Genomic DNA, 20,251 nt, shown 5'->3' with positions numbered 1-20,251 from the left:
AAAAAATAGAGAAAACGCCGTTTTAGGCTCGCAGAAAGGGCGAAAGCTCGCAAAAAGCGCGAGAGTGGCTAGGGCTCGCAAAGAACGCGAGAGTGGCTAGACGTCACTGCGTGACTTGCTAGTCGTTAGACGCGACTGCGTCGCTTGCTAGGGAAGAGCCGTTGCTCGAACGTCGCTTCGTGACTGGCTCGTTGTTCGTAGCTCGGAAATCAAATGCCTGCGAGGGTTGGTCAATATATGAAGGTTATGTGGGAGGCACGCTAAATGCCCTCAGGGTACTATCATGCCGATGGGAGACTGCGTTTGAATAGCCTATGCGGTTAGTTTTTCGATGGAAGCATATTTCTCTGCATCGATTCCTTCATGTTCAGAGTCCCACACATCAATAGCCGTTTGCATGTTCAGCCAGCTTTCCATACTGGTATCAGTGGCTTTTCCCAGGCGGGTGGCCATATCTCTGGAGCAGGGGATATGACCATTGATGAATAGTGACAGGTGTTTACGAGACACTCCAAGTTTTCTGGCGGCATCACTGATGTTGGTTTTTAGGGGAACCAACACATCATTCAGGAATACCTGACCCGGATGGGTGGGTCTGCGATTGCGTGGTCTGCTCATAGTTTCGATCCTGTAACCAGTTTGGTAACAATTTTAGTTTGTGTATTTGTAGACTACAACCCAATTGGTAATGGGAAGGCTCGCAAAGAGCGCGAGAGTTATTAGAAAAGAGCCGTGGCTCGAATGAGCAAAAAAAAAATCAAAACGCGTGGTCAAATCGTCTTTTGGATGAAGTCTGTGATGATTGGATACATCGTCTGGGTGATGGTATGTGGGGTGGCTGGCAGCAGGTGTAGTTCGCTGTTGATGCCCAGTTCGGATAAGCGCTGATAGCTCTGCTGTGACTGGGTCACACTGATCACCTGATCGGCTTCACCATGAATCAGGCAGACCGGCAGAGGGTTGTCGGGGGCAGAACAGGCGGGTGCGTGTTGGGGTAACTCGGCAAAGCGTCCGGCGATGCCGATAATACCGGCAACAGCCTCATTGCTCTGTTTCAGCCATTCCAGTGACATAATTGTACCTTGTGAAAAGCCCAGTAACACAACCTTATCGAGTGGTATGCCTGCCGACGCTGCCTCATCGTGAATCAACCGATTAAATGCAGGCATCGCTTCCTGTACTCTGGCAAGCCGGTTCTCCTCGGTGACACCGATCACATCAAACCACTGAAACCCCGCAGAAGAGATGGTCGACGGCGAGAAGCCCGCTGGAATCCGGATCTCCAGATCAGGATTGTACTGGTGCAGATACTCACCCAGCGGCTGCAATGATTCCGGACTGGCACCCACACCGTGGAACATCAGTATCAGGGCTGCAGGCGTGGCGGTTCGAGATTCAAAACGGATAGATGGCATCGGATGGCACTTAAACGATTAAGGAACAGGGGGGGGTATTCTGGCATTTGGGAAGAGAGGGAACAAGTTGCCAGAACGGAAACTTGGTTTCTTGCTAGGGCTCGCAAAGAACGCGAGAGTGGCTAGACGTCACTGCGTGACTTGCTAGTTGCTAGACGCGACTGCGTCGCTTGCTAGATAAGAGCCGAGATCCGAACGTCACTCCGTGACTTGTCTGAAGTCCGATGTCTGGAAAAGAAAAAGGTCGTGCTCGTTTTGGGGATAAGTGATCGTTTTTATTTTGGCTCAGGCTTGAGCGGAGTGCTGTCTGGGAGTACATTCGGGTTAAAGCTATAAAAAACTCGTCACCAGATTGTGAATGCAATCATGTAGTTGGTCAGGACGGCCCGGGGGAAAGGGCTCAGAGTTAAATCTCTGTGTTCTTCTGAATGGAAAGGCAATGGATATGTTTCTTGAGAGCGATAGCGCATCGCCCGTTGTGCCTGGCTCGAAAAAGCTCGTCACTTCTAGTTTAAAGCTTTATTGTCTTTTCTGGGTGCTGACATGTGGCCTGTTTACGCCGGGTGTTGCCAGTGCCGATGTATTGACAGACTCCTATGTGAAATTTACCCAGAAGCTTGCCAGTGTCATGCTTCAGCCGATGCGCGATAGCATGGGGGTGGAGCTTGAGTCGGTTAATGTCGATTACCGCAATCAGCCCGTCAGTTTTCAATATCAGATGTGGCGGCTGCGCCCCAATAGCGTTTGTCAGCCCCAGCAATATAAACTGCTTGCGTATTCAGCCTGTACCGAAGCGGCCAGTCAGTTCTTCCGCGAAACCTGTCAGAGATTGCAGCAGAACCCTACCAGCTCCCCACTTTATCCAAACTACAAACGCCTCTACTGCAACGCCGCCGCCAGCTACCAGCCGGTCATTGCCAGAGTCCGCCGTTCAGAACCGATGGATGAAACCACCGAACAACGCCAACAGTGCTCAATGCTGACCATAAAAGCGGCCCGCACCCGTAAAACGATAGATATCTACGAACGCGATAAGGCATGTGGAGGGGATAGCTGATATGGATGCTCTCATCTTCCCACTGCTGCTGTTAATTGCTGTGGTTATTCTGGCGGATTTTGTTAAAAACCTGAAAGGCACCGGCTCATCCGCTAAAGATGACAGCTCAGCATTAGGCTATCGCAAAAAAGGTTCGCTATTCACCCCTGCGGAACGCTCTTTCTACGGCGTACTGCTGCAAGCCATAGACAGTGACACCTACCAGGTGTTCGGCAAAGTACGGGTCGCTGACCTACTGGAACCCCAACCCAGCCGCAACCGCAGCCAGTGGCAAAAAGCCTTTAACGCGATATCTGCCAAACACTTCGACTTCGTTATCTGCAAAACCGACGACCTGACCCCCGTCGCCGCCATCGAACTCGACGACAAAACCCACAACCAGAAACACCGCCAAAAACGCGACGAACTCCTGAAAACCATCTGCCAACAAACAAACTTCCCACTCCTTCGAGTCCCCGGGCAATACGCCTATAAAACGGAAGTGCTGAAAATGATGTTGGCGAAAGAGTTGGAAGGCAAAGTGGTCTTTCGAGAGTTACTTCAGGCAGCATAGGGGAGTGTCGCACTTGGGAGTTGAATTCGCGGCCTGCTTTTGAGCGGTCTGAACGCGTGTAAAAATAGAGTGTTTCTGAGTCAGGTCAGGGGGCAGAATCGGAAGTTGTGTCTATAAAGATGAAGACTGCGTGATAAGGGGTTCATAGGTCAATTCGATAGAGTAATTAGATGTAATTTTGAACTGTTATTTTATGATCAGAGTTTTGCTGATATATTGCCGTTCTCTATTAGGACGTTATCGTAAGTTAAGGAGTGGCTAGATGGGTCAATATGAGTGGCTAGAAAAAAGAGTGCTTAGATCTGTTGATCAATTGAAACTATGGTCTGAAAACCCACGTCTCGACCCTGAAGAAAAGCATATGAACCTATCAGACTATGTTTCTGACTTAATATGTGAGACCAGTGAAAAGAATAATTTTTACAAGCTAATTGATTCTATTGCGAGCGAGGGCTTTATCCCAGCAGAACCAATAGTCGTGTGGAAGGATAATGGTAAGTACGTAGTAGCAGAAGGTAATAGGCGTATTTTAGCGCTTAAGCTTCTGAGGAACCCTGCAAAATCTCCAAGGTCTATAAGAGCGTATATTAGGAAAAAGTCAGATCTAATTGATAGAGATTCAATTGAAAAAATTCGGGTTTGTGTTGCCCCTTCGTTCAAAGATTGCAGGTGGTATATCAATCAAAGGCACTCCTCTTCATCGTCCTTACAAGTCAGATGGTCTCGCTTACAACAGCAGCGATGGATAGTTGAGCTTTATGATGAGTTTGGGGGTGATATTGACAAAATAGTTAAAATCACTAAACAAACTCGAAGTGAACTTGAATATACTTTAAGAATACTGAAGATTAGAGATCTTGCTGTAGATCATGATGTGCTTAAATATTTGACTCATGAGCAGATAGGAAAAGTGAAATCCCATCATATTCATATGACAGTTCTTGAAAGATGGTTTAATGATTTAAGAGTTAGAGAGCAATGGGGTATCGAATTTAATGGACACAATGTACGAATCACGTCTAATCATAAAAGCTTTAAAAAGGCTTATGCTACTTGGTTAATACATGTGTTTGACAAGGATCCTAATTCAGAGATTAAGATTGATACACGAACAGTGCCTCAATATGTGGATAAAATTCTAGAGGCGTTACCGAAAGTGTTTTTCGATGATATCGATCATGCCGATGACGTTATTGAAAATAATGAAGATGCTCTAGATTCTTTAGAGAATGATGAAGTTGAACTTAAAATAGATAATGGTGTAAAGAAAGTTTTAAATAAAAATCCAGATAGAAATCAACTGATAATTGAAACATTAAAGATTGATGTGTCTAGTAATAAGCTGAATGCTTTGTTCAAAGAACTTAAAAGACTTCCTGTTACCAGGTATAATAATATATCGTCTGTTTCTCTTAGAGTGTTTTTGGATCTTTCCGTAGCCGAGTATTTGACTGCTGAGGGTGTAAAAGATGATGTTTCAAGGATGTATAATGCTGCTTTCATAAATGTTCCTTTAAAACAAAGGCTTGAGTATTTAAAGAAGAATAAGATTTCAGCTAAAACGCCTGTTGCAAAGGTTGTCGATAAATTACTTAATCCTAGTAACGAACATAGTCTTGATACATTAAATAATTATATTCATGGTACTGATCAGCAACATACGAATAAAAGATTTTTAAATGGGTTTTGGGATTTTTTAAGCCCCTTGCTTGAAGTGTTAGTCAATTTGAGAGAAGAGAAATGATTTATTCTCCGCTACGATATCCTGGAGGAAAAGCGAAATTAACCGCATATATTCTAGAAACAATGAAGATAAACAATCTGGAAGGAGGTAGTTATGTTGAGCCTTTTGCGGGAGGTGCTGCGATTGCATGGTATTTGCTGTTGAATAATCATGTTAGTAAAATATATATTAATGACTTAAATCCGTCGATATATTCATTTTGGTATAGTGCTATATATCGAACTTCTGAATTGTGTCAGTTGATAGAGAGGACTACGGTCAGCATTGATGAGTGGCATAATCAAAAGTCTATACAGGCTAATGAAAAGTCAACTTTGTTGGAAAGAGGATTCTCAACATTTTTTTTGAATAGAACAAATAGATCAGGAATTATTAATGCAGGAGTCATCGGAGGTCTGAAGCAAGATGGTGATTATAAGCTTGACTGTAGATTTAATAAGGAAAGGCTTATTCAACAGATTAAATTAATTTCTGATAGAAGAGAAGATATATTTCTAACGAATATGGATGGAGCAGTATTCTTAGACGAGATAGTGGCAGGGTTAAACGAAAGGGTATTGGTAAATATTGATCCACCATATTATGTTAAAGGTAAAGGGCTATACCAGAACTTCTTTTCTCATAAAGATCACTATAGATTGTATGAAAGTGTTAAAAGGCTAAAGCAGCCTTGGGTGGTAACATATGATGATACACCTGAAATAAATGATATATATAGTAAATTTTCTCCGGAACCGTTTGGCTTAACTTATACTGCTCAGCTTAAACGAAAAGGGAGAGAAGTAATAATTCATAGGCCGTCACTCAAACTTTGTGGTTTTCCGCCGGATATAACTTTTCTTGAGCTTAACAGAGAGAAGAAAAAGTTAGCGCGTAAAATAGCTTAAAACCGTTCTTTCTATATATTTAGTCTGAAAAAGGGCGCCTGAAAAAGTGAAAATGGGGACAGAATTATTTTCCAAAGGCTAAATAAGATTGGTTTATTTTTCGTATGATACCAGTCTGTTCTTGTCACTTTCTCGGTGCTCTCTGTGTCCTTAGCATGCCCCTTGGGTACTTTGGTAAAACTTAAAAATGCTCACCACCGAGACACAGAGGAAAGCTTGTGTTGAAATGTTGAAGCCAATCGCTGTGAAGCCCCAAAGGGCATTCAATCGACGCCGGGTACCTAAAGGGCATGCCAGCGCGCCACCCACTGTATTGATATCTTTCACCATTACCTATAACTAAAAAATCCCTGCATCACTGTCGGGCGTGCTTATTTAACATGCCTACCTGAGTTCTGAAGCCTAACAATTTTTTCATCAGGTTGTACGGTTAGTACTACCGAGCCTTCATGGGTCAAAAGGGCTAGCCTATTACCCTGAGACGTTATCAAATATCCTTCAGCGATATCGCCTTCGGAACGGATGATTTTTGAGCATCTATTAAAAACTGAGTCCTCAAGGGGAGTGCAGCCATTAGCTAAGTACTCTTCAAGCTTCGTTGTTGCAGCATTCTGTCCGCTGTAAAACGAGCCAACAAATATCATTACCCAGCAAACAGCAAGGATTAGTGCTAAATAGGCCGTGTTATAAATATCCACGCGAAATATTCATAAATGGCAGTACATGCGAGTATAAAATCATTATTGGAAGGTTTTAAATAATAAAATAACTTATCAACGCACTGACGAAGTTTTGTTTCCTCTTCATCTGTCGCTAATTTCCACCTGGCAGCTTTGGCACTAAAATATGCTAGTGCAATATAAATACTTAGCAGGCTCAGGGTGATGTAGAGAGCCTTGAAGCTGATTAAATGTGAAATTCCTTTGCTTATATACTCTACAGAAACTATATATGCGTAAAAATAGGCCTCTTGCAGAGCGATTGGGAATGCTCCGGAATCGATGCCAAAGGTGTTCAGATAGACTTGGTGGTAGATGACACCAGCGATATACCCTGTAGGGCTTAAGACCCCAACAATAGTGACGAGTATAGTGATTAGAGAATTGTGATCCTCAATATAGCGCTTAATGCTAAAAGGTCTGATGGCCTGGTTACTTGTTTCTTCAATATTTTCTTGCTTCATACGAAATCCCTATCGTTTACCAAAAAAGCCCAGACAATTGTCTGGGCTTGTTAACGTTTTTTCTAGCTACTAGCAAGCGGCGAAGCCGCGTCTAGCGAGGAGCGAAGCGACGTTCTAGCCACTGTTGCTGTTGCTAAAGCGCCTCTATCTTAGCCGCCTGTTCTTTCAGCTGCCCCAACGACGCCTTATACTCCGCCAGCTTCTCCCGCTCTTTAGCAACAACCGCCTCCGGCGCATTAGCGACAAATTTGTCATTGCTCAGTTTGCCTGCCAGACGTCCGGCTTCTTTCTCCAGCTTATCCATCTCTTTCTTCAGACGGGCCAGTTCGGCGTCTTTGTCGATCAGGCCGGCCATCGGTACCAGAACCTGCATATCGCCGACCAGCTGTACCGCTGACATCGGTTCTTCATCGCCCGGGTTCAGCCAGGTGACGGAAGCCAGTGAAGCGAGTTTAGCGAGGAAGGCTTTGTTGGCGTCCAGACGGGTTTTATCGTCGGCGCTGCCGTTTTTGATCAGGATATCCAGACCTTTGGCGGGTGAGATGCCCATCTCGCCACGGATGTTACGGACGCCGGTGATAACACCTTTCAGCCAGTTGATATCGGCTTCAGCGGCGGCATCATGTTTCGCTTCATTGGCAACCGGGTAGGGTTGCAGCATGATGGTGTCGCCTTTGACACCGGCCAGACCTTTAATCGACTGCCAGATCTCTTCGGTGATATAAGGCATGATCGGGTGGGTCAGTCGCAGGATCACTTCCAGTGCCCGTACCAGGGTGCGGCGGGTGCCACGCTTGGCGGCAGCGGAGGCGTTTTCGTCCCACAATACCGGTTTGGACAGCTCCAGATACCAGCCACAGTATTCGTTCCAGATGAAGTCATACAGGGTCTGAGATGCCAGATCGAAGCGATATTCGTCCAGATGCCTGGTGACCTGTGCTTCAACTTTCTGTAGTTCACTGGCGATCCAGCGATCGGCCAGTGAAAGCTCAACTTCGCTCTCTGCGGAGAGCTGGCCGCAGTCTTCACCCTCGGTGTTCATCTGCACATAACGGGCAGCGTTCCAGAGTTTGTTACAGAAGTTACGGTAACCCTCCAGACGCTTCACATCCCAGTTGATGTCGCGGCCGGTGGAGGCCAGCGCCGCCAGGGTGAAGCGCAGGGCGTCGGTGCCGTGGGCCGCGATACCTTCCGGGAACTGCTTTTCGGTCCGCGCGGCGATCTTCTCCGCCAGTTGTGGCTGCATCATGTTGCCGGTACGTTTTTCCAGCAGCTCTGGCAGGCTGATGCCATCAATCATATCCAGCGGATCAAGCACGTTGCCCTTGGATTTGGACATCTTGTCGCCGTTTTCATCACGGATCAGACCGGTGACGTAAACGGTTTTGAACGGTACCTGCGGCTTGTCGTTTTCATCTTTGATCAGGTGCATGGTCATCATCATCATCCGCGCAACCCAGAAGAAGATGATATCGAAGCCGGTGACCAGCACATCGGTCGGGTGGAACGTTTGCAGACGCTGGGTGTTTTCCGGCCAGCCCAGGGTGCCGAAGGTCCACAGACCAGAGCTGAACCAGGTATCGAGGACGTCATCGTCCTGACGCAGTTCGGTTTGCAGATCCAGACCATATTTTTCCCGCGCAGCGTCGGCATCTTTGGCAACGTAGACATTGCCTTCGTTATCGTAGAATGCCGGAATCCGGTGGCCCCACCACAGCTGACGGGAGATACACCAGTCCTGAATGTCGCGCATCCAGGCGAAGAACATGTTCTCGTACTGCTTCGGTACGAACTTGATATCACCGTTCTCAACTGCTTCAACGGCAGGGCCGGAGAGGGTTTTGGCATCGGCAAACCACTGATCGGTGAGCATCGGTTCGATCACTACACCGCCACGGTCACCGTAGGGGATGGTCATATCGTTTTCTTCGATCTTCACCAGCAGCCCGGCGGCGTCCATATCGGCAACGATCTCGCGACGGGCGGCGAAACGCTCCATGCCACGGTATTTCTCCGGCAGGGTTTTGTCGATCTCGTGGTTTTCGCTGCCATCGGTGTTGAAGGTCTCGGCCTCATCGCGGATATCGCCGTTGAGGGTGAGAATGTTGATCATCGGCAGCTTGCAACGCTTACCCACTTCATTATCGTTGAAGTCGTGGGCCGGAGTGATTTTCACACAACCGGAGCCTTTTTCCATGTCGGCGTGCTCATCGGCCACAATCGGAATGCGCCGGCCAACCAGCGGCAGGATAACCGCTTTGCCGATAAGATCTTTATAACGATCATCTTCGGCGTTCACGGCGACGCCGGTATCCCCCAGCAGGGTTTCCGGACGGGTGGTACCGACCACCAGAAAGTCATCTCCGGCGGCGGTTTTGACACCATCCGCCAGCGGGTAGCGCAGATACCACATTTTGCCTTTCACTTCGCGGTTTTCCACTTCCAGATCGGAGATCGCGGTGTGTAGTTTCGGGTCCCAGTTAACCAGACGCTTGCCACGGTAGATCAGGCCTTCGTCATACAGACGGATAAACACTTCCTGCACGGCGTTGTAGAAGCCGGAATCCATGGTGAAACGCTCGGTCGGCCAGTCAACCGAATCGCCCAGACGGCGCATCTGGTTGGTGATCATGCCCCCGGATTCACCTTTCCACTCCCAGATCTTCTCGATAAAGGCATCACGGCCGAGGTCATGACGGGTTTTCTGCTCTTCGGCGGCCAGCTTACGTTCAACCACCATCTGGGTGGCGATACCGGCGTGGTCGGTACCGACCTGCCACAGGGTGTTTTTACCCTTCATTCGCTGATAACGGATCAGCGCATCCATGATGGTGTGCTGGAAAGCATGACCCATATGCAGGCTGCCGGTGACATTCGGCGGCGGGATCATAATGCTGTAGGCCTCGCCTTCACCGGAGGGGGCAAAGTAACCTTTCTCTTCCCAGATTTTGTACCAGGATTTCTCGATCTCGTGTGGCTGGTAAGTGGTATCCATTAAATAACCGTGCTCTCAACGCTTGAATTAGGGCAGAAAAATAGTCGCATATTATAGCGCCGGGGGGCTTAAGTAGCTAGACGTGCTTCGCACTTGCTAGTGGTTAGGTACTCGCAAAAAATGCGAGAGTGGCTAGAACGGAAACTTCGTTTCCTGCTAGTGGTTAGACGCGACTGCGTCGCTTGCTAGGAAGAGCTAAGACTAAAAGCTTCTGGTGAATTGGCCGGGTGTGGGTTTTATCTTTTTCTAGCAAGCGCAGCGTTCTAGCGTCTAGCAGGAAACGAAGTTTCCGTTCTAGCAACTTATTCCCGAATGGGGCTGCCATTGTGAACTGCGTTTTTTTTGAACTAGACTAATTTTCAGAAATGACGAAAAGGAATTTGTTATGAGTTATGAAGACCTGGATGTATGGAAGCGTGCTTGTCGATTGAGTTGTGAGGTGTATACCGTTCTTTCCCGCTGCCGGGATTTTGGTTTCAGGGATCAGATAACCCGCAGTAGTTTGTCGATACCCAGTAATATCGCTGAGGGGTTTGAGCGGGGATCACTCAAGGAGAAACGGCAATTTCTCTACTATGCCAAGGGTTCGCTCGCTGAGCTGAAAACCCAGGTTTATATCGGTCAGCGAATTGGTTACATCCATACGGAGCGAGGCTGTGACTGGAGAAAGGAGCTGGATGAGATTCAGAAAATGCTGGCCACACTGATTAAATCAACGGAGCCCTGAGCGTTGTTGCATTTTCTAGCTGCTGGCAAACTACGTTATGACGCGCAGAAGCTAGACGTGCTTCGCACTTGCTAGTAGTTAGGTACTCGCAAAAAAACGCGAGAGTGGCTAGAACGGAAACTTCGTTTCCTGCTAGGAGTTAGACGCGACTGCGTCGCTTGCTAGGAAAAGCGAAGATCAAGAGAAGAATATTGATTCTAGTGGACTAAAATGCTTGTTCTAGCGACTAGCAAGCGACGAAGGAGCGTCTAACAAGTCACGTAGTGACGTCTAGCTACTGCTCTTACGCATATCATGCATCTTCGGGGTGATGCCGTTGCTTTTGTAGAGGGCGTAGTTTTTACGGGTGGCGGTGAGGATGTCGGGTTGCTGGATAACGATCTCCAGAATACGATCAAATTTCAGGGTTTCCTCTGTGGCGTCCAGGGCCAGGTTGATGAAGACATCGCGGTGTTGTGGCAGCTGATCGCCCCAGCCGATCTGCACCGGGGCGTCGGGTTTGCTGTTGAGCAGGCCGTGGGGGATAAAGGCGTCGGCGCGATAATCCCACAATAACTGATCCAGCCGTTCGGCCTCGCTGGCTCCGGTGACGTGGATATAGGCGTTGAGGCCGTGGCCCAACACCTTATCCGCCAGGCGACAGAGGAAGGCGGTACGGCTTTCCGGGTCGGCGTCGGGGAGAACATAGAAATCAGCTTGGCTCATTTAGCGATCCTGTTGGCATCAGCTGGCAGAGTGAATCCGCAGGCTTAACGGCTCAGGACAGGCATAAAACCGTAGCCCTGGCCCGTTAAGATCCGGATTTACTCGTCGTCGGTCAGATCATCCACCTGCGCAATCAGATGCTGACATAGCAGGGGTACGCAGCGTCCGGTTGCACCCTTCGCTTTGCCGTTGCTGTTCCAGGCAACGCCCGCGATATCCAGGTGTGCCCAGCGGTATTTCTTGGTGAAGCGGGACAGGAAGCAGGCGGCAGTGATGGTGCCTGCGGCCGGTCCGCCGATGTTGGCGATGTCAGCAAAGTTGCTGTCCAGCTGTTCCTGATATTCGTCCCACAATGGCAGGCGCCAGACTTTGTCAGCGGCAAACTCACCGGCGGCCATCAGGTCATCAGCCAGCAGGTCGTCGTTGGAGAGCAGGCCGGTCGCATGGTTGCCCAGGGCGACGATACAGGCACCAGTCAGGGTGGCAACATCGACGACGGTGGCCGGGTCAAACCGCTCAGCATAGGTCAGCGCATCACACAGCACCAGACGGCCTTCAGCGTCCGTGTTGAGAATCTCAACGGTCTGGCCGGACAGGGTGGTGACGATATCACCGGGCTTGGACGCGTTACCGGAAGGCATGTTTTCTGCAGCGGCAATAATACCCACAACGTTAAGGTCCAGGCCCAGTTGTGTCAGTGCTTCCATGGCACCCATGACACTGGCGGCACCGCACATATCAAACTTCATCTCGTCCATCTTCAGACCCGGCTTCAGGCTGATGCCGCCAGTGTCGAAGGTGATCCCTTTGCCCACCAGTACATGAGGCTGCTGGTCTGGTTCGCCACCCTGGTATTCCATGACAATCAGCTTGGACGCTTCGGAGCTGCCTTTGCCGACCGACAGCAGCGAGTGCATGCCCAGTTGTGCCATCTCCTCTTCGTCGAGGATAGTGGTGGTCAGCTCTTCGCATTCGGTTGCCAGTGCCAGCGCTTTCTCGGCCAGGTAGGATGGGGTGCAGATATTGCCCGGCAGGTTGCCCAGTTCGCGGGCGGTGTCGATACCGTTGGCGATGGCAGAACCATCACTAATGGAAAACTCGCCCAGCTCGGCGTCATCATGGCTTAGCAGAAACGCGATGCTTTCAAGGCTGAGTGGGTCAGCTTTTTTGCTCTTGGTTGCGTCATACTGATACAGCTCGGCGCTGGCCCATTCGGTGTTGTGACGCAGCTGACGGTAAAGGTCCTGATCCGCGCTTTCCTGGCCATCCAGCGCGATGACGGCGGTTTTGCAGCGGATCGCTTTCAGATTGCTCATGATGCTCTGGATTATTTTGACCTGATTGCGGTCGCTGCGTTCCTCTTTTTTGCCCAGACCGATTAACAGAACACGGCTGGCGCTGATGCCCGGAACCTTGTGCAGCAGCAGGGTTTCGCCGACTTTGCCCTGGTGATCTCCCAGCACCTCTTTCAGATAACCCGCTGATGCCTGGTTTATCAGATCCGCAGAGGGGGCAAGCTCGCCACCCGGGGCGACGCCGACGATTAAACAGTCAGTTTCAAGGGATTCTACTGAACCGGTAACGATTTCAAATTCCATGCTTTCTCCACACAAGACATCGTGCTTGGTTTATAAGATAATGACGCACCTGCTCAACCTGTATCTGTTGGGCCGATTTTAAATTGATACCCGGATTTTATCCTAATGCCGCAGAAACAAAACCCTGTTTTCGGTATCAGAGAGAATTCTTTATCTGCAATTACACAGGATATGGCAGTTTGATTATCTTTCGCTACCTGGCCAAAGAGGTGTTGATCAGCATGGCCGCAGTCACTCTGGTACTGCTGTTGATCATTATGAGTGGCCGTTTTATCAGTTATCTGAGTATTGCCGCCGCCGGTGAAATACCGATGGAGGCGGTATTCTACTACCTTCTGTTCCGGATGCCCGGTTTTCTTGAGCTGATTTTGCCGCTGGGGCTGTTTCTCGGTATTTTGCTGGCTTATGGTCGTCTGTATCTTGAAAGCGAGATGGTGGTGTTGCAGGCCACTGGCATGAGTCAGCGTCGCCTGACAATGTATACCCTCGGGCCAGCGCTGTTGACTGCGCTGCTGGTTGCGCTGATGAGCCTGTATCTGTCGCCTGTCGGGGCTAACCAGACCGAAATTATGCTGCAGAAGCAGCGTAATATTGGTGAGTTTGATGTGATCACCGAAGGGCGTTTTCAGACGATGCCCCGGGGTAACCGGGTTACCTATATTGAGAATCTGGATAAAACCAGTGGCACGATGCAAGGGGTGTTTATCTCCGAAAAAGTGACGCTGGATGACCGGGAGAAGGCGGTGATGGTGGTGGCTGAAAAAGGCCGCAGCTATACCAATCCGGACACCGGTATCCGCTATCTGGTGCTGGATAATGGTTATCGCTATGAGGGCAATCCCGGCGAAGCGGATTATCGCCAGATCGCCTTTGAAGAGTACGGCATCCGCCTGCCGGACCAGCAACCGATTCAGCAGGTGAATGAACTCTACTCGCTGCCCAGCTGGAAGCTTATCGATGGTAATGCGGCGGAAAAAGCCCAGCTGCACTGGCGTTTATCGCTGCCGATGCTGACGCTGATTGTAGCGCTGCTGGCGGTACCGCTAAGCCGGACTAATCCACGTCAGGGGCGCTATGCCAAGCTGATCCCCTCGATCCTGCTGTATATGGCCTATCTGATGCTGTTGACCAATGTGCGTAAATATATAGAACGCGATGGTGGTGAGGTGATTCTGCTGTGGCTGGTACACCTGCTGTTCTTCGCACTGGCAATGGGGTTATTAAGTACGGATGGTAAGTTGAAGAGACTGCTGAGCCGGCGGAGGGTTGATCATGCTGCTTAAGCTGGATCGCTATGTCGGTAAACAGGTTTTAATCAGCATTATGGTGGTGATGCTGATTGTTGTTGGTCTGGACTTTCTGTTTCAGGTGATCGACGAAATGTCGGAGCTGAATGAAGGCTATACCCTGTTGATTATGCTGGGGTATTCCGCGCTGAATATGCCCGCCGCCTTTTATGAATATCTGCCACTGGGGTGTCTGGTCGGCTGTCTGCTGGGCCTGGGAGGGTTGGCCAGCGGCAGTGAGCTCACGGTGATGCGGGCGGCAGGGGTGTCGGTCTGGCGGATGGTGGGGATGGTGTTGAAGCCGATCATCGTGTTGGCGGTTCTGGCACTGTTTCTGGGTGAGTATGTTGCGCCATATGCCGGTGCACTGTCAGAGAGTATTCGTGCACAGCACCTTAACCGGGGGACAATCTCTGCCCGCACCGGGGTCTGGCATCGGGAGAACGGCGAATACGTTCATATCAACGTGGTGACACCGGCTGGCGATATACAGGGGGTGACCCGTTTTGGTCTCGCCGCTGATAGCAGTCTGTCTTACAGCAGCTATGGCAAAACCGGTCACTATGCGAATGGCGTCTGGGTGCTGAAAGATGTGGTGGAAACCCGTTTTATCGACAACCGAACAGAGACCACCCATTATGACTCTCAGGAGTGGCGCATAGAGTTGAATCCGCAACGCCTTAAAGTGTTGCTGGTGAAGCCGAAAGAGATGTCGACCAGCGAGTTGTATCAGTACAGCCGCTATCTTGCCGAGCAGGAGTTGGATAACGACCGTTATATGCAGAGTTTCTGGCGCAAGGCTTTGCAGCCGTTGGCCATTATCGGTCTGGTGCTGGTGGCGGTGTCGTTTATCTTTGGCTCACTGCGCAGCGTCTCTTCCGGACAACGCATTATCACCGGCGTGGTGGTGGGGATGATCTTCAAAATCAGCCAGGATATCCTCGCGCCGATGAGCAGCCTCTACAATGTTGACCCGGTGTGGGCGGCATTGGTGCCGATCATGATCTGCATGATGCTGGGTAGTTGGTTGATTAAACGAGCAGGATAAATTGCGCAGCAATTTATCCTGCTCGTCAGACCGCCGAACAAGTTCGGCTAGCTAGACGTCACTGCGTGACTTGCTAGTGGTTAGAACGCTGCGCTTGCTAGAAAAAGATCAAAGCCACTCCGTGCTATTGCTCTTAATCTTTGCTTTTTCTAGCGAGCAACGCAACTACTAGCAGGAAGCGAAGCTTCCGTTCTAGACGTCACTGCGTGACTTGCTAGTGGTTAGAACGCTGCGCTTGCTGGAAAAAGATTAAAGCCACTCCGTGCTATTGCTCTTAATCTTTGCTTTTTCTAGCAAGCAACGCAGTTGCGTCTAACTACTAGCAGGAAGCGAAGCTTCCGTTCTAGCAACTTTATATTTAACATCCAGTTAACCCCGAAAAGCGTTCTTACTTCAGTTTTTAGGAAGGAGAACAATCTGCGTTTCTGAGAAGCTGTCATGCCAGGTGGCTTTGTTGGATGAAAACAGCATCCAGAAGAAGCCCAGGCCTAAGCAGGCGAATGAGACGATGGCGGTCATAAAGCGGATCAGGGCCTGGCGCAGGCTGATGTGTTTGCCATCCAGCGTCTGCACCCGTAGTTTCCAGGCTTGCATTCCGAGGGTCTGGCCCAGACGAACCCAGAAGTAGGCAAAAAAGGCGAAGGTCAGCAAAAAGAGCACGGTCTGGAACAACGGCCCGCTGACGGATTCTCCATGATTCAGGCCGACTGCTGCAAAGCCGGTACACATCCAGATAGCCACCACCAGAAAACCGTCATAGATCATCGCGGCAAAACGGCGCAGAAGGCTTGGTTGGCGCAGTTCGCCTTCAAGTTCAGGGAAAGGTATGCTCATCTTAATTCTTACTGTCTCTTGCTGCTTGGTCATGACTGGCTATGCCTGCATCGCGGATGCTGTTGTGGCATAACCCAGTGAACTGCGCAGACTATACCACCAAAATATGCTGTGTTGTTACCGGCAAAGGCATAAAAAAACCGGACGCCAGGGTCCGGTTTTCTGAAGCGTTTCGTGCTTACTTGAACGGTGTAACAAACTTATCTTTGTACTCTTTCGCCAGTGCCTTCGCTTGTTCCAGCTCGGCATCAGAGAGTTTCATCACGATCCGTGACTGGATTGCAGCGGCGGTTTGATTGCCCAGCTCCAGAGCGTTTTGTAACCAGGCATAAGCGATGATGTTGGTCTGCTTATCATTCTCTTCGCCGTGGTCATTGGAGTAGAGTGCGCCGAGGAAGAACATCGCATCCATGTGCCCCTGCTCAGCTGCTTTGCGGTACCAGTTTTCAGCCTGGGCAAAATCCTGCTGAACACCAGTGCCGAAGTTATATGCCCGGCCCAGGTTGTGTTGCGCGAGCACCAGGCCCTGATCGGCAGCCAGGGTGTACCATTTGATCGCCTGGGCTGCATCGCGGTTGACCCCATAGCCAAACTCATACATCTCGCCGAGACGGTTCTGAGCGGTCGGATCGCCGGATTCAGCGGCGGGCTCAACGGTTTTCAGCTCAACTTTGTAACCTTTGTTTTTGTAAGCGCGCAGACTGTTAACACAGTCCAGATGGCCCTGCATGCTACAACGATTATAAAGTTTCAAAGCTTGCTGTTCGTCGACTTCAACGCCCAGACCGAATTCGTACATCTGACCAACGATATTCATCGCGTCCAGATTGTTGTCATTGATCAGTGGCTTCAGCTCAGTCATAGCAGTGCTGTAGTCCTTGGCTTCAAAGGCTTTCAGACCTTTTGCCAGACTGGCGGCATATGCGGAGGCTGTGTTGAGAGTCAGTAGCAGCCCGGTCATGGCCAGTAGTAGTTTCTTACTCATCGAGTTACGCCCGTATGGTTAAAGGTAAAAATTTGGCGCCCATTATAGCGGCCTGCTTTCCGAAGTTGATAGGGACAAAACGGATCTTTTTGGCAGGCACTGTTGGCGCAGATCAGCAAATAGCTTAATTAGCAAGGTCTAATGTTGGGCGCATTCTACATGATCGGGGTTAAAAAATCATGACTTTGGTGAAAATTGCTGGCAGGTGCGGGGCCGGATAAGCTCGCAGACTGTTCCGGCGGCAGGCCTAATTGCCCAGCAGTTCGATCATATAGCCGTCAGGGTCGCGGACAAATGCCAGGATGGTCGAGCCATGCATCATCGGGCCGGGTTCCCGGACAACCTGTCCTCCGAGAGATTTTATTTTTTCACAGGAGGCGTATACATCTTCTACTTCGATGGCAATATGGCCGTAGGCGTTGCCCATTTCATAGCTATCGGTTTCCCAGTTATGGGTTAGCTCCAGTACGGTGTTGTCAGACTCAGGGCCATAGCCGAGAAAGGCGAGGGTGAACTTGCCGTCAGGAAAGTCCTTGCGACGTAACAGTTTCATATTCAGTATCTCAGTATAGAATGAGATTGATTTCTGCAGATCGGTAACTCTGAGCATGGTATGCAATAGTCGCATTTTGAGATCTCCTGTTTGTGGCCGGACAGTGGTTCATCGTAAACTATTCATCTGGCAGATTAAATCATACAGCGTGTAATATTTGGCTTTCTAAAGCACTGCCGAGTGGCGAGTGAGGATATTGTTATGTTTCAAGATATGTCTAAAGTATTGAGTCAGTCTATCGGTCCATTCAAAGAGCTGGTGAATATCCAGACAAAAATGCTGGAAGAGCTTACCCGGCAGCAGATGGAGTGTACTAAGGCTTGTATTGACGCCACTGTGGCACAAACCCGGCAGATGCAGAACTGCAACTCTGCCGAGGAGCTGATCCGGTCGCAGCAGGAATATGCTGCCCAGCTTGAAGAAACACTGAAACAGGCGAATGACAGAAATCTCAAGGCACTGCATAACGCCCGGGAATCGGTTGAGCGGCTGGCGGGTGATGCCTTCGATGCGTTTGCTCCAAAGCGATAATTGTTCTGCTCTGATCTGATGAATTAAGTGAGACGCAATGAGTAAAGAGGTAGGGCTTTTTTACGGCTCAACAACAGGAAACACGGAAAGCTGTGCGGAGCTGATAGCGGCTTACGTTGGCCTTGAACGGGTGAATATTCATGAGTTGGCCGCCGAAGGGGTGGAGCAACTGACTGCGTATCGTTATCTGATTCTGGGGATTCCCACCTGGGATTACGGTGAGCTTCAGGAGGATTGGTCTGATGTGTGGGCTGAACTGGATGACGTTGACCTGAAAGGGGTTAAATGTGCACTGTTTGGTCTGGGTGATCAGGTTGGCTATGGTGAGTGGTTTCTCGATGCGATGGGGGCACTGCATGACAAACTGGTTAGTCGGGGTGCCACTATGTGTGGCTACTGGCCGATCTATGGTTACAACTTCGAGGAGTCTAAAGCGCTGAATGCCAGTCAGGATTACTTTGTCGGCCTGGCACTGGATGAAGATTGTCAGAGTGAGCTGACCGCTGACCGAATCGCCCAGTGGGTACCCCAGGTGATGGAAGCGTTTGCGCTCTGAACGCTGAACAATATAGATAATCCGGGCGTCTTGATTTAATTAACTGCCGGGTAGCCGTCAGGCGCCATTCAGCCACAGGTGGGCGGCGATACTCAGCAGATATCCCAGCCCGATAGCCCAGCTCCATTTAAGATGGGTGTAAAAGGTATATACCCCCTGCGCCTGTCCCATCAGGGCGATACCGGCAGCAGAACCGATGGATAACAGTGAACCGCCGATGCCGGTCGTCAGGGTGACCAGCAGCCACTGATTGGTCGACATCTCGGGCTGCATGGTCAGGACGGCAAACATCACCGGAATGTTATCGATCAGTGAGGAGAGTATCCCGATCAGGCTGTTGGCCAGGGTCGGGCCTAAACTGCTGTAAATCAGATCTGAGAGTAAGCCCAGATATCCCAGCGTTGCTAATCCCCCCACCGACAGTACCACGCCATAGAAAAACATCAGCGTATCCCAGGATGAGCGTTCCACCACCTTAAAGATATCAAAGCGGCGGATAACATCGGTGTGATCGCCTTTCATCTGCCGCAGGTCGGTCAGATTATCAATGTGGTGATTATGGATATGGCCGGTATCACGGATGTTGGTGTCAAAGCGGCTGAGGTAATAACCATACAGTTTCAGAATGCCCAGTCCGGTCATCATCCCCAGCACCGAGGGCAGGTTAAGGACACTGTGGCTGCTGATCGTCAGTAGAATGGTGAGCAGAAAGAGTAGCAGAACCTGGAGCGCGCCGGGTTTCATACTGCGCTTTTCATTACGCTGTTCTGGCGGTGGGCTGGCTTTTTCGATGGCAAATGACATCAGGCCAGCGGGCACCAGCCAGCTGATAATGGCGGGGATAAACAGGAGGAAAAAACCACCGAACCCGATCACTCCTTTCTGCCATACCATCAGCGTGGTGATATCGCCAAAGGGGCTGAAGGCCCCGCCCGCATTGGCGGCTACCACGACATTGATACAGCCTACGGTAACAAACTTGATATTCTGCTGCCCCACGGCCATGACCACGGCGCCCATCAATAGTGCCGTGGACAGGTTGTCGGCGATAGGCGAAAGGAAAAACGCCAGTGCCCCCGTCGCCCAGTAGATCTGCACCAGCGTGAGTTTGCAGGAGATCAGCCAGGAGCGCAGGGCGGCAAACAGCTGTCGCTCTTCCAGGGTAGTGATAAAGGACATCGCCGCCAGCAGAAAGAAAAACAGTTCAGCATACTCAAGCAGGTTGTGTCGGAACGCTGCGGCGGCGGTTTCTTTATCTCCTTGCAGGGTAAAGGCCAGACCAATGAGCAGCCAGATCAGGCCTGCGGCAACAATCACCGGTTTCGATTTGCGCAGGTGAAAATACTCCTCGCCGAGTACAAACAGGTAACTGATCAGAAAAATGCATACACAGATGATGCCGATAAAACTATCGGTATAAGCGTGACCCCCCCCATCGGCGGCCATCAGGGAGGTCGGAAGTAAAGAGAAAAGCAGGCAGAACAGGATCGTCAGGGGATACATATTGTTATCGATTATCTCAAGGTTCCCTTTGGAGGCCCTAATTCTTGCTGATAAACGGGGCGGAAGTCGAGTTTTTTCAGTCCTTTGGATA

19 protein-coding genes are annotated in these 20,251 nt (G+C 49.9%); 9 read left to right on the top strand and 10 right to left on the bottom strand.

Annotation, left to right across the window (positions count from 1 at the left end; all coding sequences use genetic code 11):
* Positions 1-312: 312 nt before the first annotated feature.
* Both ACQY8X_RS06865 and ACQY8X_RS06860 read right to left on the bottom strand, forming a co-directional pair.
* On the bottom strand, positions 313-618 hold the full coding sequence (locus ACQY8X_RS06865; RefSeq protein ID WP_428034400.1) for a HigA family addiction module antitoxin: 306 nt from the start codon (positions 616-618) through the stop codon (positions 313-315).
* A gap of 152 nt (positions 619-770) precedes the next feature.
* The gene (locus tag ACQY8X_RS06860; RefSeq protein WP_428034399.1) at positions 771-1,415 is read right to left on the bottom strand and encodes an alpha/beta hydrolase; all 645 of its coding nucleotides are present in this window, start codon (positions 1,413-1,415) and stop codon (positions 771-773) included.
* 439 nt (positions 1,416-1,854) lie between these two features.
* On the opposite strand from ACQY8X_RS06860, the gene ACQY8X_RS06855 reads away from it, so the two are divergent.
* From ACQY8X_RS06855 to ACQY8X_RS06840, 4 genes are all read left to right on the top strand, one after another.
* Positions 1,855-2,472, top strand: a complete 618-nt coding sequence (locus ACQY8X_RS06855; protein WP_428034398.1) for a hypothetical protein — start codon at positions 1,855-1,857, stop codon at positions 2,470-2,472.
* Position 2,473: 1 nt separating this feature from the next.
* Positions 2,474-3,025 (top strand): DUF2726 domain-containing protein, encoded by a 552-nt coding sequence (locus tag ACQY8X_RS06850; RefSeq protein WP_428034397.1) that lies wholly within the window; start codon positions 2,474-2,476, stop codon positions 3,023-3,025.
* Between the two features lie 262 nt (positions 3,026-3,287).
* Positions 3,288-4,769, top strand: a complete 1,482-nt coding sequence (locus ACQY8X_RS06845; RefSeq protein WP_428034396.1) for a ParB N-terminal domain-containing protein — start codon at positions 3,288-3,290, stop codon at positions 4,767-4,769.
* The gene (locus ACQY8X_RS06840) at positions 4,766-5,656 is read left to right on the top strand and encodes a DNA adenine methylase (protein ID WP_428034395.1); all 891 of its coding nucleotides are present in this window, start codon (positions 4,766-4,768) and stop codon (positions 5,654-5,656) included. The genes ACQY8X_RS06845 and ACQY8X_RS06840 overlap by 4 nt, the downstream gene beginning before the upstream one ends.
* 670 nt (positions 5,657-6,326) lie before the next feature.
* Here the strand turns inward: ACQY8X_RS06840 and ACQY8X_RS06835 are convergent.
* A complete protein-coding gene (locus ACQY8X_RS06835; RefSeq protein ID WP_428034394.1) occupies positions 6,327-6,839 on the bottom strand; it encodes a hypothetical protein in 513 nt (170 codons plus the stop codon).
* 133 nt (positions 6,840-6,972) lie between these two features.
* Positions 6,973-9,834, bottom strand: a complete 2,862-nt coding sequence (locus ACQY8X_RS06830; protein WP_428034393.1) for a valine--tRNA ligase — start codon at positions 9,832-9,834, stop codon at positions 6,973-6,975.
* Between the two features lie 385 nt (positions 9,835-10,219).
* Between ACQY8X_RS06830 and ACQY8X_RS06825 the strand changes: the two genes are divergently transcribed.
* Complete coding sequence (locus ACQY8X_RS06825; protein WP_091361187.1) at positions 10,220-10,561, top strand: four helix bundle protein; 342 nt, start codon at positions 10,220-10,222, stop codon at positions 10,559-10,561.
* A gap of 270 nt (positions 10,562-10,831) precedes the next feature.
* Here the strand turns inward: ACQY8X_RS06825 and ACQY8X_RS06820 are convergent, their stop codons facing one another.
* Both ACQY8X_RS06820 and ACQY8X_RS06815 read right to left on the bottom strand, forming a co-directional pair.
* Positions 10,832-11,266 carry a DNA polymerase III subunit chi gene (locus ACQY8X_RS06820; RefSeq protein ID WP_428034392.1) on the bottom strand — a complete coding sequence of 145 codons (435 nt, stop codon included), beginning with the start codon at positions 11,264-11,266 and terminating at the stop codon, positions 10,832-10,834.
* Between the two features lie 98 nt (positions 11,267-11,364).
* Positions 11,365-12,864: a leucyl aminopeptidase gene (locus tag ACQY8X_RS06815; RefSeq protein ID WP_428034391.1), complete on the bottom strand. Its 1,500-nt coding sequence runs from the start codon at positions 12,862-12,864 to the stop codon at positions 11,365-11,367.
* A gap of 179 nt (positions 12,865-13,043) precedes the next feature.
* On the opposite strand from ACQY8X_RS06815, the gene lptF reads away from it, so the two are divergent.
* Positions 13,044-14,147 (top strand): LPS export ABC transporter permease LptF, encoded by a 1,104-nt coding sequence (gene lptF, locus ACQY8X_RS06810; protein WP_428034390.1) that lies wholly within the window; start codon positions 13,044-13,046, stop codon positions 14,145-14,147.
* A complete protein-coding gene (gene lptG, locus ACQY8X_RS06805; RefSeq protein WP_428034389.1) occupies positions 14,137-15,198 on the top strand; it encodes an LPS export ABC transporter permease LptG in 1,062 nt (353 codons plus the stop codon). Before lptF ends, lptG begins: the two co-directional genes overlap by 11 nt.
* 393 nt (positions 15,199-15,591) lie before the next feature.
* On the opposite strand, the gene ACQY8X_RS06800 is transcribed toward lptG, so the two are convergent.
* The 3 genes from ACQY8X_RS06800 to gloA form a co-directional block, all read right to left on the bottom strand.
* Positions 15,592-16,032, bottom strand: coding sequence for an RDD family protein (locus ACQY8X_RS06800; protein ID WP_428034388.1), 441 nt, complete (start codon positions 16,030-16,032; stop codon positions 15,592-15,594).
* A 178-nt stretch (positions 16,033-16,210) separates the two neighbouring features.
* Positions 16,211-17,017, bottom strand: a complete 807-nt coding sequence (locus tag ACQY8X_RS06795) for a tetratricopeptide repeat protein (protein ID WP_428034387.1) — start codon at positions 17,015-17,017, stop codon at positions 16,211-16,213.
* A 247-nt stretch (positions 17,018-17,264) separates the two neighbouring features.
* A complete protein-coding gene (gene gloA, locus ACQY8X_RS06790) occupies positions 17,265-17,645 on the bottom strand; it encodes a lactoylglutathione lyase (protein WP_428034386.1) in 381 nt (126 codons plus the stop codon).
* A 126-nt stretch (positions 17,646-17,771) separates the two neighbouring features.
* On the opposite strand from gloA, the gene ACQY8X_RS06785 reads away from it, so the two are divergent.
* Positions 17,772-18,101, top strand: coding sequence for a phasin family protein (locus ACQY8X_RS06785; RefSeq protein ID WP_428034385.1), 330 nt, complete (start codon positions 17,772-17,774; stop codon positions 18,099-18,101).
* A 37-nt stretch (positions 18,102-18,138) separates the two neighbouring features.
* Positions 18,139-18,657 carry a flavodoxin FldB gene (gene fldB / locus ACQY8X_RS06780; RefSeq protein ID WP_428034384.1) on the top strand — a complete coding sequence of 173 codons (519 nt, stop codon included), beginning with the start codon at positions 18,139-18,141 and terminating at the stop codon, positions 18,655-18,657.
* A 57-nt stretch (positions 18,658-18,714) separates the two neighbouring features.
* Here fldB and nhaD read toward each other — a convergent pair whose 3' ends face one another.
* A complete protein-coding gene (gene nhaD / locus ACQY8X_RS06775; RefSeq protein ID WP_428034383.1) occupies positions 18,715-20,160 on the bottom strand; it encodes a sodium:proton antiporter NhaD in 1,446 nt (481 codons plus the stop codon).
* Positions 20,161-20,251: the final 91 nt, after the last annotated feature.

The organism is Amphritea sp. (genome assembly GCF_050300915.1).
Taxonomy (GTDB): Bacteria; Pseudomonadota; Gammaproteobacteria; order Pseudomonadales; family Balneatricaceae; genus Amphritea.
This window is presented reverse-complemented; position numbering and strand designations above follow the sequence as displayed.

Excerpts from the sequence above, each read along its gene's own strand:
- ACQY8X_RS06865 (WP_428034400.1), bottom strand. The coding sequence starts at position 618 with ATGAGCAGACCACGCAATCGCAGACCCACCCATCCGGGTCAGGTATTC.
- ACQY8X_RS06860 (WP_428034399.1), bottom strand. The coding sequence starts at position 1,415 with ATGCCATCTATCCGTTTTGAATCTCGAACCGCCACGCCTGCAGCCCTG.
- ACQY8X_RS06855 (WP_428034398.1), top strand. The coding sequence starts at position 1,855 with ATGGATATGTTTCTTGAGAGCGATAGCGCATCGCCCGTTGTGCCTGGC.
- ACQY8X_RS06850 (WP_428034397.1), top strand. The coding sequence starts at position 2,474 with ATGGATGCTCTCATCTTCCCACTGCTGCTGTTAATTGCTGTGGTTATT.
- ACQY8X_RS06845 (WP_428034396.1), top strand. The coding sequence starts at position 3,288 with ATGGGTCAATATGAGTGGCTAGAAAAAAGAGTGCTTAGATCTGTTGAT.
- ACQY8X_RS06840 (WP_428034395.1), top strand. The coding sequence starts at position 4,766 with ATGATTTATTCTCCGCTACGATATCCTGGAGGAAAAGCGAAATTAACC.
- ACQY8X_RS06835 (WP_428034394.1), bottom strand. The coding sequence starts at position 6,839 with ATGAAGCAAGAAAATATTGAAGAAACAAGTAACCAGGCCATCAGACCT.
- ACQY8X_RS06830 (WP_428034393.1), bottom strand. The coding sequence starts at position 9,834 with ATGGATACCACTTACCAGCCACACGAGATCGAGAAATCCTGGTACAAA.
- ACQY8X_RS06825 (WP_091361187.1), top strand. The coding sequence starts at position 10,220 with ATGAGTTATGAAGACCTGGATGTATGGAAGCGTGCTTGTCGATTGAGT.
- ACQY8X_RS06820 (WP_428034392.1), bottom strand. The coding sequence starts at position 11,266 with ATGAGCCAAGCTGATTTCTATGTTCTCCCCGACGCCGACCCGGAAAGC.
- ACQY8X_RS06815 (WP_428034391.1), bottom strand. The coding sequence starts at position 12,864 with ATGGAATTTGAAATCGTTACCGGTTCAGTAGAATCCCTTGAAACTGAC.
- lptG (WP_428034389.1), top strand. The coding sequence starts at position 14,137 with ATGCTGCTTAAGCTGGATCGCTATGTCGGTAAACAGGTTTTAATCAGC.
- ACQY8X_RS06800 (WP_428034388.1), bottom strand. The coding sequence starts at position 16,032 with ATGAGCATACCTTTCCCTGAACTTGAAGGCGAACTGCGCCAACCAAGC.
- ACQY8X_RS06795 (WP_428034387.1), bottom strand. The coding sequence starts at position 17,017 with ATGAGTAAGAAACTACTACTGGCCATGACCGGGCTGCTACTGACTCTC.
- gloA (WP_428034386.1), bottom strand. The coding sequence starts at position 17,645 with ATGCGACTATTGCATACCATGCTCAGAGTTACCGATCTGCAGAAATCA.
- ACQY8X_RS06785 (WP_428034385.1), top strand. The coding sequence starts at position 17,772 with ATGTTTCAAGATATGTCTAAAGTATTGAGTCAGTCTATCGGTCCATTC.
- fldB (WP_428034384.1), top strand. The coding sequence starts at position 18,139 with ATGAGTAAAGAGGTAGGGCTTTTTTACGGCTCAACAACAGGAAACACG.
- nhaD (WP_428034383.1), bottom strand. The coding sequence starts at position 20,160 with ATGTATCCCCTGACGATCCTGTTCTGCCTGCTTTTCTCTTTACTTCCG.